We start from the raw sequence: 14048 nt of genomic DNA, 5'->3' as shown, positions 1-14048 counted from the left end.
GGATGTAGGTAAGGGGCGTGAGCAGGACGCGGAAGCTTTGCTCGGTTTTTACTTAGCCCACTAGGTTACAAATCTCGCGCCGCGATTAAATAGCCCCTAGTTTGAACAAATTTTAATCCGCAAAGTTCAACAGACCCTAATAATATGAGTAATTTATTGAAACGTCATCACATTGGTCGTTTGTGGGTAGTACCCATCTGCCATAACAATGTACGGTAGTAAATTACTTAACCATTTTTGCTGCACGCTTTCGCTATAGTTTAAGTAAAGCTTACCTTCGTGAATGTAAAATGCTTCTGGGTCTATACCTACAGCGTTACCTTCATCAGCCATTGCATAAGCACACCAACCACCGTATTGCGGTGCATAACGCTTTGGGTTTTCTGCAAATGCCGTTTTGTTTTCTTCACTCGAAAAATACCAGTCGGTACCTAAATAACTAAACGTATATTTGTCATTGCCTTTAATGGCTTTATTTTGGGTAAAATAAGCAACACTGTCGTACCCTTTAATAGCCGTGTTATTAAACCAACCCGTATTTACAGCATCATCCTTTGCGTTTGCCGCACCGCTTATTAACAGTGTGCTAAGCATTATTAAAGCAACTATGTACTTAATCATATTTTACCCTTTTATTTACTCAAAGTTTTATGCCAATTAAATATGGCAGGCTTAGTGAGTAAGAAAGGCAAAGCGCAAAAATGATTTCAGTTAATGCTTAATTATTTAACGTTTAGTAATTAAGTAAGTAGTAAAACTTACTCTACTCTTAGCCAATATTGGTTTCGGTAAAAAAAGCCAATGTAACCGCGCACTTCGAGCTTTTTACCTTCATCTTGTGGGGTTAATTGTAAGGTGTAGGTTTTACCATTTGTTGGGTCGAGTATTTCACCGTCTCCCCAGATGCCATCATCTTGTGCTTTTACATCAGTGATTATAGTCATTCCTAAAATAGGCTGATCTTTTAGCTCATCATCACACTTACTGCATATATCATTTTGTTTTGCAGGGTTAAGAATGGTTTCAACTTTGCCGCTTAATACACCGTTGGTTTGGGTAATACGTACATACGACTTAGCTTGGTTTGTATCCTCATCAATCGTTTTCCAAAGGCCTACTGGCGTAATAGCAGCAAGCACACTTTGGCTTGCAAAAATGGTGGCTGCTAACGTGCTAAGTAATGCTATTTTATTTAACTTTTTCATTGTGTTGTCTTTAAATCAAGTGACTAATGACTTAATCATAACAGGTGATTTATAAACACACTATTAAAGCGCTGTACTTAAAATAATAAACCTGAACTCTGGATAATAAATCTATCTCGAGCAGCTATTTTCAGCGCTAACTGCGTTAAATTTACTTGCAATAGGCCAGCTATTGACGCGTAAATTCGCCTTGTTTTCACTGAAAATCTCTGGCTAGAGAAAATAAATTTAAATATCATCATGATTCAATATGTTAGTAAATCTCTTAACCAGAGTTCAGATTAAAAAGCAAAAAGCCTAAACTAATAACCATTAGCTTAGGCTTAGGTTCAAATATAGGCTTTTTATTTATTTTTTAAAAACTACGAATTACTACACTTGAATTATTAAACTCAAATTTATTAACTTTTCCGCATTGCGCCATATGATTAGTGCTTGTATAAGGTGTATTGTTTTGAGCAATAGCAGTCTCCCATCCTTGGCCATTTTTAATGAATGCTTTTAGCTCAAACCACCCATTAACCGCTTTACTGCAATCCATATCCACATCAAGCATCCAATAGTGTTCGCCCCATATATTTAATGGTGTTACACCAAAACCATCGGTGTTTAGCGTTTTTTCAGCGCCCCAACCTGCAGGCCAAACATTCGTTGTCCAGTCGGTCGCAGAACCTTCTGCTTCGCTACTTTGCCCATTTTCTATACCATACCAATCAAGGTAGTTATCATTTGCTTTCCAAGGGCTTGTTGTCACGTTTTTTAAATTATTATGACGAATAGGCATTGCACACTCAAAATTACTTGTTTGGCAATTTCGGCCCAGATTTGCGTTTGCATAAGCGTGGTCAATTCCACCGCGCAAAAACATATCTTGTCCACTTTGTGTTTGTGCATTAATAAAAATAACCGTTCGCTGCCAGTCACTTTCAGTGCTTGAGGCAGAACTTGTATTTAACTTGGCATTTTTATGAATTGCCATCGCATCCCAAGCGCCAATATTAAGATTAATAGTACCGTCGGAATTAACCGTTATAACCTCACCACTACAACTTTTAGCATCAGCTGACAACTCGCCTTTTAACACATTACAGTATTGCCCTGGCGCCATATCGGTTTGCACAGTTGCTCTAAGTGTTGAGTCTTCTTTATTAATAGCCATATGACCCGAGCTACCTCGGCCAAATGAAATTTGATTATTTGTGTTATCCCACCAGTTTGTTACTGCCCAATTGTCGGCGGTGTTATTTCTAAAATCGACCCCGCCTGCAATATATGACCAGCGATGTTCACACCTCCAATTACTAGCAAAACACTCTAAGTTACCATTATTATGTACAGGTACATTTGGCCCACCAGCATCTGTATCACCATGAAAATCATAACTCGACATTACTTTTGGATAACCGTACGGATAAGCCAACATAAATACATTGGCTAAGTCATATAAGCGGCCATCTTCAAAGGTAATAACATTACCAGCGCCGCCATGCCCGCGCTGATTGTCGTGATTATCTACAAAGACTACCGCAGAAGAGTTTGGCATAAAGCCCCACCCTTCGCCAAAATTACTCAGCCATGCAAGCGAGCCGTTCCTAAAAGTGTTACCAAGCTCAGTGCTATATTTAAATTCAGTTACTAAACCTGTGCTTAAATATTCAGAGGCACCAACAGCCTCCCCACCTTGATCAATCACTTCTTGAAAAACCACTGGCGAGCCATTTACTTTGGCCATTAAACTTTGGATATCGCTTGCTGCAACATGTTTAGAAGCATCAAACCGAAAGCCTTTTACGCCAATAGCTTGTAAGTCGTTAATATATGCTGCAATGGTATTTTGCACATAGTTTGAAGCGGTATCTAAATCGGCAAGTCCAACGAGTTCACAATTTTGTACTCGGTAGCGATCGTTGCCATAGTCAGAACTATTAATGGTACAACTTTCATGAAAATCTTGTGGGCTATAAATAGGAAAGCTTTTATTACCAAAGCTATTTCCCGCTGTGCCAGTGCCACTTCCTGCTGCCATATGATTAATAAGCGTATCAACGTAAATATCAACCCCAGCTGCACTACAGCGATTTACCATATCGATAAACTGCGCACGGTTTCCGCCACGACTTTGCAATTCATAACTTACTGGCTGATAACGTGTCCACCATTGGCTTCCTGTAATGTGCTCATTAGGCGGCGAGACCTGTACTGCAGCGTAGCCTTTTGGTCCTAGGTATTGCTCACATTCTTGCGCTACATCTTGCCAATTCCATTCAAACAAATGCACAAATGTGGTGGGCGTAGCTGTGGCAATACTAGGTAAGAGCAACCCTAGGCTTAAACCTGCGGTGGTAATTATTTTATTGAGTTTCATAGTGTGTGATCCAACTGTTGAGCGAGCAAAACAACTACTCGACATTGTTTACAAGTGGTTAACACTAGATTGGGAATTGATTAAATAAAAACTGAATACGTATGCATAATAGGTAAATTATCCTTTATTACTAGATAACCTACATAACTTGGCAATTTACATTTTCAAATAAAATGCTTTGCACAGGGCTATATAATCAGCGGTGTAGGTATTATCTAAGTTTCTAATGCACAGAATTGATGTTTCTATATCGCTTTTTACGTAGCTAAATGCCATTAAACTGCGGCTAATATCTTTATTAGGCGTGGCTTTTACTTGGCAATAAGTATTTAAATAAAGCCCATTTTGAGTAGCAAGCTCAATAAATAATGCACCTTCAACGCTTGGGAGTATTAAGCTAAAGCGAGAGCGGCTATGGCTTAAGCGTTTAAAGGCATTAATTAACTCTTCAAAACTTAAGCCGTCGGTATGGCGCGCGGTATTACGCGCAGCATTATCGCCTTTTAAACTGTGATTAAAATACGGTGGATTAGAGATAACAACATCAAACTTAACTTCGCTACTAAAGCTTTGAATAGTTTGGTGCTTAATACTTATTGTTGGCCACGGACTATTAGCTACATTTTGCAATGCTTGGGTATAGGCGCTTTCGTCAATTTCTACCGCAGTTATATCAAGCTCATTACTGCGCTGCTTACACATTAATGCTAGTAAGCCGGTGCCTGTGCCTATATCAAGTAATGACTTTGCACCGCTTAAATAAGCCCATGCGCCAAGCAAAATGCCATCGGTAGAAACTTTCATTGCACAGTGGTCGTGTTCAACTTTAAATTGTTTAAATACAAAACCAGACATTTTTTCACCTTTTCATTCACCAAGCGCAGCATAGCGCGTATAATCAGGGTAATTGTCCCTTATTTTAGACACTCTATGCAATTTTCTGAATTTGATCTTGATAACAAGCTACTCGATGCCATTAATAAAATGGGCTACGAGACGCCAACCAGCATTCAACAACAAGCTATTCCTGAAGCACTACAGGGGCGCGATATTTTAGCATCTGCGCCTACTGGTACAGGTAAAACAGCGGCATTTTTAATTCCGGCTATTCAGTACTTACTGGATTTCCCACGTCGTGATCCTGGTTTTGCGCGCGTCCTCGTTATGACCCCGACTCGTGAGTTGGCTTATCAAATTCATGAACAATGTGAACTGCTAGCTAAACGCACACACCTAAAAATTGGTGTAGTAACAGGCGGTATTAACTACGGCACGCATAAAGAAATTTTTGAAAAAAATAACGATATTTTAATCGCCACACCAGGTCGATTAATGGAATACCTAGAAACCGAAAACTTTCATGCTGAACACGTAGAAATGCTTATTATCGATGAAGCAGATCGCATGTTAGATATGGGTTTCAAAAAAGAAATGAGCCGTATTTGTGACGAAGCTAAAAATCGTCGCCAATGTTTTTTATTCTCAGCAACACTCGAAGGTGACAGCGTAGAAAGGTTTGCTGAAAAAACATTAAACGACCCTGCTCTATTAGAAGCTGAATCGTCACGTAAAGAAAAAGCTAAAATTCACCAGTGGGTACATTTAGCCGATGACTATCATCACAAACTAGAGCTTTTAGTAAATACCTTAAATGGTCCAGATGTGACTAAAGCAATTGTGTTTGTTAAAACCCGTGAGCGTTTAGAAACACTGATTGGCGAGCTAACCAATAATGGCGTTAAAGCAGCTTGGTTACGCGGCGAAATGCCACAAGACAAACGTATGAAAGCCATGGAAAACTTCCACAGTGGCAAAACACGTATCTTAATTGCTACCGACGTAGCTGCACGTGGTATTGACGTATCTGACATTAGCCACGTTATTAACTTTGATATGCCGCGCACTGCCGACGTATACGTACACCGTATTGGTCGTACTGGCCGTGCTGGTAAAAAAGGGATTGCAATATCTTTAGTTGAAGCACACGACATTGGTATTTTGTATAAAGTAGAGCGCTACGTTGAACAAAAACTAAAACGCCGTGTAATTAAAGGTGTTGAGCCACAGCATAAAGAAGCTAAGCCGCCGGCTAAAAAGCGTAAAGATCCAGTAAAAATGAAAGCCAAGAAAAAGGCCAAGGTTAAAAAGAAAAAGTAACCTAACATATTTTTATTCTAAGCCGACTTTTGTCGGCTTTTTTAATGCAAGCCTTACAGGCTCTGGTGTTTGTACCTGTTACATATGTAACCCAAGCATGTAACTCATACTCATTTAAATGTAATTTTTGCCCACCTTAATTCCCACTTAATAAAATCACCTTATATTTCATAGCGTTAATATTGGCACTGAAATTGTAACTACAAAGATAACCTAGCCGATGGAATTTCCATTTTGTGGCTGCACTATTCACCGTAATGTAAGGATTAAGTTATGAACCGCTTCAAGTTAACTATCGCTTTAGTATCATTTTGTTGTTTATTTTTATTAGCTTGCGCTACAAAGGTAAGTGCAGCAACCAACATGGCCGTAGTAAGCAGTGTAGCCACTCAACCTAACCTACAACAAACTATCACCAACACCCTACGAACTAACCCTAACCTGGCGTTAAGTGATATTCGTGTGCAGGTAAAAAATGGTGAAGTAGATTTATACGGTGAAGCACAAACTGGTTTTCAGCGCGCACTAGCTCAAAAATTTCTAGAAAATATAGATGGGGTTAAAATCATTCGTAACAAAATTAGCGTTATTTAATACGCACCACAAAACCTATTTGTATAACTAATTCATAAGCGCGGCTTGTTACTCCAACACAAGCTGCGCTTTTTTATATTCTGTTTTAAGGCAAATTTTGCAGCTGTGAAGAAGATAAAATAAAGCCTAAGCAATACGATTATTCCTCCCCCTAAAACGATAGCTCACACTTATACTTAAGAAGATAGATTTAGAATTGACGCTAGCGTGTTTGTCTTTGCTCTTTTAACCCTTAAGTTAACCCAATTGATACTGAAAAAGCTTACACAGATTCTTTAGCCGACCTAACGGGCTTAAAAAGGATGATTTATTTAGTTATTGAAATAGATGAGAGCGTTTTTTCAGAGTGTGCGGCAAGGCAGTAAAAAAATCGTTGGGTAAACACTAATCTTACTTGTTAATACTCCCATGGCCAAACGCAACTAATCTGAATTGATATTCAATAAACACAAAACTAGGTATTTAAACTTTTAGCTAATAATCCATTTATAAAAAAGCGCAATTTTACTCTGTAAAATTGCGCTGTTGGTAAGTAACTATTTCCCAATGCTTTTGCCTAATGAGTTTTAACTAAATTACTCACTTTGGCTAGAGTCAGCACCGTCGCTACTGTCTTTATTGGATGACTGCTGGCTTATTTTATCGCTTATCATGGCATCGAGTTTCTCACCGCCTTTAATACCAAAATCTAAAGTACGAATTGGGAAAGGAATACTAATATCAGCTTCGTCTAATGCTTGCTTAACGGCAACAACACCTTTGTGGCGTACCGTCATAAAGTCAGGCTCGCCTGGGTATTTAATCCAAAACCACACCAGTAAGTTAATGCTGCTGTCGCCAAAACCTTCAGCGTATACAGCGGTTTCGTCTTTACGTATTACAAAGTCAAATTCGTTAATTTTATCGACTATAACGTCTTTTGCTTTTTCTATGTCGTCGCCATACGAAATACCTACGGGTACTTCTATACGTCTTATACCTAGCGTGGTGTAATTTTTTAGTACATTTCTAAATAAGACTTTGTTTGGTACAAGTATTAGTTGCCCGTAAAAGCTCTCTATTAGCGTGTTACGTAGGTTTATAGAATGCACCGAACCAAACACATCATCGGTTTCTATTACATCACCTGTTTTAAATGGCTTACGTACACCCATTGCTATACCTGCAATTAGGTTTTCGGTCATGTCTTGAAACGCAAAACCAATGGCTAAACCCACAATACCCGCACCAGCAAGTAGCGAAGTAACAGTGCCTTTTAAGCCAACAAAATCGAGCGCTATAAATAAACCTATGCACAACACAATAACTTTAAATATTGACGCCATTAAGTCGGCAATTTGCGTTGAATCGAGAGAGCGGCGCAACACGTTTTTCATCAGCTTGCCAGCAAAGCGCGCCAATATTGAAAATACTATGGCAATTACAATTGCCACTATAAAATTAGGGATATGGCTGATAACAACATCAAACCACCCTCCGAGCTTTTCCTCTATTAGTTTTTCGGCTTCGCCAACTGACGGAATACTGATCATTTTGTTTGCACCTATTTAATTAATAATCTCATTAATATTAGATATAGTTGCAAATATAACGCCAGTATCAAAAAAGCCATGCAATGCATGGCTTTTCAATTGTTTATTTAAGCTTATGACCTAATTTTGTTCGTCACGCATAAATACCGGCTCAAGCTCTTTAACTGTTGCCTCAGGGCTAAAGTAATAACCCGCCACAGTAAACTCTTTAAGTTGGCTTAATTGCGTTACTTTATTTTCGATAATGTAGCGCGCCATCATGCCGCGTGCTTTTTTAGCGTAAAAGCTAATTACCTTGTATTGACCGTTTTTACAGTCTTTAAAGTGTGGGGTAATAATTTGTGCATTTAATGCTTTTTTATCTACCGCTTTAAAGTATTCGTTTGAAGCAAGGTTAACTAAGTATTGCGCGTCTTGTGCTTTTAATACGTCGTTTAGTTTGTTCGCTATTACGCAGCCCCAAAACTCGTATAAGTTTTTGCCACGCGAGTTTTCAAGCTTGGTGCCCATTTCAAGACGGTAAGCTTGCATTAAATCAAGTGGTTTTAATAAGCCGTATAAGCCAGAAAGGATACGTAAATGGTTTTGTGCGTAATCAAGCTCGCTAGCTTTAAGCGTGCTTGCATCTAAACCGCCGTATACATCGCCATTAAAGGCAAGCACTGCTTGTTTAGCATTACTTTGTGTAAACGGCTGTGCCCACTCACTAAAGCGTGCTGCGTTAAGCCCAGATAGCTTATCGCTAATTTTCATTAAACTGCCAATTTGCGCTGGTGTTAGTTCACGGCATACTTTCATGAGCTCTTCGCTGTGCTCTAGTAATTCAGGCTGAGTGAACTTGTCTGTTGCGGGTGGCGTTTCGTAATCAAGATTTTTTGCAGGTGAAATAACAGTGATCATAGTTAGCTATTGACTTGTAATTTATTTAGTGTCAATTTCAACATTAAATGAAACGAAAAGCACGTTTTGTTTAAATAAATCCTCTCTTAATAACCCATGCATTGCCGTTTTTCTATTGATAAGGACATAAGACCTATCAAGCATTGTCACACTGTTGCAGTATGGATTGTATATATTAAGAGTGATTAGATTTTTCTTTTAACTTGCTTGGAATGAGGAAAGCAAATGACTTCAGCTCTACAAAGGCTAAAACAACATTCATCTATCGTAGCCGACACTGGTGATATTGAAGCTATTAAAAAGCATCAACCAGAAGATGCAACTACAAACCCGTCGCTTTTATTAAAAGCGAGCGAGATTGAAGCATATAAGCCTTACCTAGATAAAGCTTGGAGCTATGCAAAAGAAACCGAGCAAGAGCCAGCTAAACAACTTGAACTAGCATGTGATTACTTTGCCGTGTTACTTGGTAAAGAAATTAGTGAGATTGTTCCTGGTTATATTTCTACTGAAGTAGATGCACGCCTTTCGTTTAATACGCAAGCGACTATTGATAAAGCACATACCCTACTTAGCCTTTACGAAAAAGAAGGTGTAAGCAAAGATAAAATTTTAATCAAAGTAGCGTCTACGTGGGAAGGCATTAAAGCCGCTGAGCAGCTAGAAAAAGAAGGTACTAAATGTAACCTTACTTTATTATTTAGCGATGCCCAAGCTCGCGCATGTGCCGATGCAAACGTATTTCTAATTTCGCCATTTGTTGGTCGTATTTTAGATTGGCATGTTGCTAACGGTATGGAAAAACCAACCGATCCGCTACAAGATCCAGGTGTTCAGTCTGTACGCAGCATTTTTGAATTTTACAAACGCCATGACTACAAAACAGTTGTGATGGGTGCAAGTTTCCGTAATACAGGCGAAATTATTGCACTTACAGGTTGTGACAAGCTAACTATTAGCCCTAATCTTTTAGAAGATTTAGGTAACCTTGAAGGCGCACAGGAATACTTGCTAGAAACAGATATTCCTAAAGAGCCAAAACCAGAACCACTTACAGAAGCGCAGTTCCGTTGGTTACATAACCAAGATGCTATGGCTACTGAAAAACTGGCTGAAGGTATTCGCTCTTTTGCTGATGCACAAGAACAACTAGAAGCGCGTTTTAAAGCAATGTAATTTGCTATAATCGTGTTTTAGAAAACGTCGCAATAGCGGCGTTTTTTTATGCCTAAAATTGGCTACTTCTCTATTTAACCTTCATATAATCTTCGTATAATCTTCGTATAAACCTTCATCAATTAATCACACTTATGTAACATAACTGTCACTTTTTTATTCTATTTTAACTAGGCCTGTGGTATAGGTATTCTTGAGGTCAATAAAATCAATAGGAGAAGTTCATGGATAGCCTAAACGATATATTAGAGATATTAGAAGGACCAGATACAACAAGAAAAACCTCTCAGAAAAATAAAAAAAGAAAATGGCGTGAAATAGAAGCAATAAAAGACAAACAGCGCCTACGTAAAGAACTACAAGAACTAGACTACTTTACAGACAGTATTGCAATTGATGAGCTCGATTTTTAATTCAATACGCCCCAACTAAACAAAAAGGCTTCCACTATATGGAAGCCTTTTTAATGCGCTGAAGATAGCTGCATGAGATAAATTTATTATTAAGAGCTCAGGTTATTTACACCTGCCAGTTAATCGGTTTTTCATCTTGGGCTTGTAATAGCTCATTCGTTTGTGAGAAATGCTGACAACCAAAAAAGCCTCTATGCGCCGAAAGCGGCGATGGGTGCGGCCCTTTTAAAACATGATGACGTGCGCTATCTATGCCTTTACCTTTTTTTTGTGCATGTGCACCCCATAAAATAAATACCACACCTTCGCAGTGCTTATTAATATGGGCAATTACATTATCGGTGAATTGCTCCCATCCTAAATGCTTATGTGAATGCGCTTGCCCTTGCTCCACGGTCAATACTGTATTGAGTAAAAACACGCCCTGATCTGCCCAGCTTTGCAGGTAACCATGCTCAGGAATAATAAACCCGCTGATATCGACAGCTAACTCTTTGTACATATTTTTAAGCGACGGTGGCAGCTTTTTTACATCAGGCAATACCGAAAAACACAAGCCATGCGCTTGCCCTTCCCCGTGGTATGGGTCTTGTCCTAAAATTACAACGCGGATGTCATTAAGTGCGGTGGCATCAAAAGCACTAAATACTTGAGCTTCAGGCGGGTAAACAGCAACACCTTCATTGCGACGATTAGCCACATACTCTAACGTTTGCTGCATGTAAGGTTGCTGTAATTCACTTTCTAAAAATGTAGCCCAATTGCTCATTGTGTACTCTTAATCTGTTTACGTGATGCGTCTATTTTAACACACATATCCGCGAGTCCATCTAGCATGCGCGGAGTAAAACGATGTAATAAATCGGCATTTACGCTAATAAATTGATCATTTTTAACTGCTGGTACTTCTGGCCACTTTTGCCAATTAACAACCGGCTGTGGTGTTTTTGATTTTTCATCAGGGATAATAATAACTTGCGGCTTAGTAACAATAACATTTTCGATACTAATTTGCGGATAATCTGTAACGCTATCGGCAAATACATTACTTACATGGCATGTTTCAATCAGCTGATTTATCCATGTGTTTTTACTTACTGTCATCATGGGCTCAGCCCATAACTGATAAAATCCGGTAATATCTTTTTTATCTTGCTGGCTTTTAACAATCGCGTTTAGCTTTTGTGTAAATGCATTTGCCGCTTGTTGGCTTTGCTCAATATTCCCTGTAAATTCACCAAAAGTAAGTAACTCGTGGGCTACACCCGCGATTGTGGTGGGATTACTCAAATACACTTTTATACCTAAACGCTCTATTTGGGCTAAATCTTCGCTTTGATTTCCGCTTTTCCACGCAATAACTAAGTCGGGTTTAAGCGCCAATACTTTTTCAAGCGAGATACCGTAATAACCCCCTATGCGCTCAATACTTTGGGCTTCACTTGGGTAGTCGGCGTAATCAACTGTGCCCACAATATTATCGCCCGCCCCTATGGCAAATAGGTTTTCGACAATGTGCGGTGCAAGCGCGATTATTCGCAGTTTTTTAGAATCATTAGCCAGCTCTGCAAGTGCACTGCCCGATACACAAAAAAGCAGCACCCCAATAAAAAACGCTTTAAACATTAGTAATCAAACCCTTCGAGCGCTTTTATGCCTGAGTCGAATGCATGTTTTACATTACGCACTTCACTTACTGTGTCGGCAAGGTCGGTTAAAGTACGATGTGCTGCACGCCCTGTAATAATAACTGACTGCATGGGTGGGCGGTTATTAAGGGCTGTTACTACTTCATCTAAATCAACGTAGCCGTAAGTCACCATATACGTAAGCTCATCAAGTAATACTAAATCAATACTGCTATCAGCAAGCATACGTTTTGACTCTTGCCATGTTGCCTGCGCGGCTGCAGTATCGGCTTCTTTATTTTGTGTATCCCAAGTAAAACCGGTGTTCATTACAACAAACTCAACACCTGCACCTTGTAATAAATTACGCTCGCCACATTCCCACGTACCTTTAATATATTGGCAAACGGCTGCTTTTTTACCATGTCCAACGCAGCGTGCTACAACGCCAAAGCCTGAGGTTGATTTACCTTTACCATTACCGGTAATTACCTGAAAAATACCTTTTACATCTTGTGCGGCGGCAACACGTGCATCCACTTGTTCTTTTACTTTTTGTTGGCGCTGCTTATGCTTATCGTTGTTTTGTTCAGTCATTATTGTGCCCTTCATAAATCGAGATAATTTGCTGTATGTTTAAATGCGTTTCGCACATGGTTGCTAATCGTTCTAACTGCTGCTCGCGGTGAGCGGCAATACTAATTGGGTTAATTGAGGCGCTTGGTTTTACCCATTTTAAAATTTGCGATGTAGCATCGGCTTCATCAAATAAGCCATGTAAATAAGTGCCCGCAATGGCGTTATCATCGCTAATAAAGCCATCAAACGTAAAGCCATGTGGGTGGCTTTCATCAAAGGTTAAAAATGGCTTATTAAGCGCTGCACCTTGGCTAATCCCTACATGTATTTCGTAACCACTACAGGGTGTTGATTGGTTATTTAAAAGCAGTGTAGCGGTTATTTTAGTTAATACTTTTTGTGTTGTTAGCGTGGTTTCAAAATCGCACAGAGCAAGCCCATTTACTTGCTTTAATGATGACTCAATACCCTCGGGATCGTTGAGCGTATTGCCCAGCATTTGCATGCCGCCACAAATACCAAGTACTTTACCACCATAGCGTAAGTGGCGCTTAATTTGAGTGTCCCAGCCTTCATTTTTCAAAAAACTTAAATCACCCAGCACATTTTTACTGCCTGGGAGAATTATCAGATCAACGTCTGGGATCGTTTGCGTATGGCGCACATAATTTATATTAATGTTTGGGTGCAAACGCAGTGCATCAAAATCGGTGTGGTTACTAATGTGGGGTACAAGCAGCACTGCAATATTAATTGTGGCGTTAGTTACGTTATTATCAATTGCGACGGCGTCTTCAGCATCAAGCGCAAGGTCGTGTAAATAAGGTAATACGCCAAGTACGGGTTTGTTTGTGTATTCTTCAAGCCAATCAAGCCCGCCTTGCAGCAAACCTATATCGCCTCTAAAGCGGTTTATAACAAAACCCTTTACGCGCGCTTGTTCTGACTCGCTTAACAACGCAAGCGTACCTACCAAGTGTGCAAATACGCCGCCTTTATCAATATCAGCAATTATAATTACTGGGCAATCTACCTCTTCGGCGTAGCCCATGTTAGCAATATCGTTTTCACGCAGATTTATTTCAGCAGGGCTCCCAGCCCCTTCAACAAGGAGTAATTCAAAGCGTTTAGCTAAGCGGTTATGTGAAGTAATTACTGCATCCATCGCCACTTTTTTATAGTCGTGATATTTGCCCGCTTCCATATTACTAACGGCTTTTCCGTGAATAATCACTTGTGCGCCCGTGTCGCTATTAGGCTTAAGTAATATAGGGTTAAAGTCTATTTCTGGCTCTACTTTAGCTGCTATTGCTTGCAAAGCTTGCGCACGACCAATTTCGCCGCCATCTTTTGTTACTGCGCTATTAAGTGCCATATTTTGTGGTTTAAAAGGCGCAACCTTTACCCCTCGCTTAGCAAACACCCTGCAAAGGGCAGCAACTAAAGTGCTTTTACCAGCATCTGATGTAGTGCCTTGCACCATTAAGGTTTTCATGGAA

Annotated in this window: 14 protein-coding genes; 4 read left to right on the top strand and 10 right to left on the bottom strand. The window is 39.6% G+C overall.

Annotated features, from left to right (window positions below):
- Positions 1–153: 153 nt before the first annotated feature.
- From H5160_RS18850 to H5160_RS18835, 4 genes are all read right to left on the bottom strand, one after another.
- Positions 154–621 carry a YHS domain-containing (seleno)protein gene (locus H5160_RS18850; RefSeq protein ID WP_182738342.1) on the bottom strand — a complete coding sequence of 156 codons (468 nt, stop codon included), beginning with the start codon at positions 619–621 and terminating at the stop codon, positions 154–156.
- Between the two features lie 137 nt (positions 622–758).
- The gene (locus H5160_RS18845; RefSeq protein WP_182738341.1) at positions 759–1205 is read right to left on the bottom strand and encodes a DUF2147 domain-containing protein; all 447 of its coding nucleotides are present in this window, start codon (positions 1203–1205) and stop codon (positions 759–761) included.
- Between the two features lie 355 nt (positions 1206–1560).
- Positions 1561–3570 (bottom strand): alpha-amylase family protein, encoded by a 2010-nt coding sequence (locus tag H5160_RS18840; RefSeq protein ID WP_182738340.1) that lies wholly within the window; start codon positions 3568–3570, stop codon positions 1561–1563.
- A 156-nt stretch (positions 3571–3726) separates the two neighbouring features.
- On the bottom strand, positions 3727–4425 hold the full coding sequence (locus H5160_RS18835) for a tRNA1(Val) (adenine(37)-N6)-methyltransferase (protein ID WP_182738339.1): 699 nt from the start codon (positions 4423–4425) through the stop codon (positions 3727–3729).
- 75 nt (positions 4426–4500) lie between these two features.
- On the opposite strand from H5160_RS18835, the gene srmB reads away from it, so the two are divergent.
- On the top strand, positions 4501–5727 hold the full coding sequence (srmB, locus tag H5160_RS18830) for an ATP-dependent RNA helicase SrmB (protein WP_002961405.1): 1227 nt from the start codon (positions 4501–4503) through the stop codon (positions 5725–5727).
- Positions 5728–6000: 273 nt separating this feature from the next.
- Positions 6001–6321, top strand: a complete 321-nt coding sequence (locus tag H5160_RS18825) for a BON domain-containing protein (protein ID WP_002961403.1) — start codon at positions 6001–6003, stop codon at positions 6319–6321.
- A gap of 575 nt (positions 6322–6896) precedes the next feature.
- Here H5160_RS18825 and H5160_RS18820 read toward each other — a convergent pair.
- Together H5160_RS18820 and yaaA are read right to left on the bottom strand one after the other, a co-directional pair.
- A complete protein-coding gene (locus H5160_RS18820) occupies positions 6897–7853 on the bottom strand; it encodes a mechanosensitive ion channel family protein (protein WP_024596180.1) in 957 nt (318 codons plus the stop codon).
- Positions 7854–7973: 120 nt separating this feature from the next.
- Positions 7974–8753, bottom strand: coding sequence for a peroxide stress protein YaaA (yaaA, locus tag H5160_RS18815; RefSeq protein ID WP_182738338.1), 780 nt, complete (start codon positions 8751–8753; stop codon positions 7974–7976).
- Positions 8754–8978: 225 nt separating this feature from the next.
- Between yaaA and tal the strand changes: the two genes are divergently transcribed.
- Positions 8979–9929 carry a transaldolase gene (gene tal, locus H5160_RS18810; protein ID WP_002961397.1) on the top strand — a complete coding sequence of 317 codons (951 nt, stop codon included), beginning with the start codon at positions 8979–8981 and terminating at the stop codon, positions 9927–9929.
- A 224-nt stretch (positions 9930–10153) separates the two neighbouring features.
- A complete protein-coding gene (locus H5160_RS18805; protein ID WP_002961395.1) occupies positions 10154–10342 on the top strand; it encodes a DUF3545 family protein in 189 nt (62 codons plus the stop codon).
- A 106-nt stretch (positions 10343–10448) separates the two neighbouring features.
- Here the strand turns inward: H5160_RS18805 and ung are convergent, their stop codons facing one another.
- Genes ung through H5160_RS18785 form a run of 4 tightly spaced genes read right to left on the bottom strand, consistent with a single transcriptional unit; the run spans position 10449 to position 14044 of the window.
- Positions 10449–11111, bottom strand: coding sequence for a uracil-DNA glycosylase (gene ung, locus H5160_RS18800; protein ID WP_182738337.1), 663 nt, complete (start codon positions 11109–11111; stop codon positions 10449–10451).
- Positions 11108–11968, bottom strand: a complete 861-nt coding sequence (locus tag H5160_RS18795) for a cobalamin-binding protein (RefSeq protein WP_182716809.1) — start codon at positions 11966–11968, stop codon at positions 11108–11110. The genes ung and H5160_RS18795 overlap by 4 nt, the downstream gene beginning before the upstream one ends.
- Complete coding sequence (gene cobO / locus H5160_RS18790) at positions 11968–12567, bottom strand: cob(I)yrinic acid a,c-diamide adenosyltransferase (RefSeq protein WP_007376484.1); 600 nt, start codon at positions 12565–12567, stop codon at positions 11968–11970. The genes H5160_RS18795 and cobO overlap by 1 nt, the downstream gene beginning before the upstream one ends.
- On the bottom strand, positions 12560–14044 hold the full coding sequence (locus H5160_RS18785) for a cobyric acid synthase (RefSeq protein ID WP_182738336.1): 1485 nt from the start codon (positions 14042–14044) through the stop codon (positions 12560–12562). Before H5160_RS18785 ends, cobO begins: the two co-directional genes overlap by 8 nt.
- Between the last annotated feature and the right edge of the window lie 4 nt (positions 14045–14048).

Origin of the sequence: Pseudoalteromonas sp. SG43-4 (assembly GCF_014164325.1) — a bacterium.
Lineage (GTDB): Bacteria > Pseudomonadota > Gammaproteobacteria > Enterobacterales > Alteromonadaceae > Pseudoalteromonas > Pseudoalteromonas distincta.
Note: the sequence above shows the minus strand (reverse complement) of the source record. Positions and strands in the feature narration are given on the sequence as shown.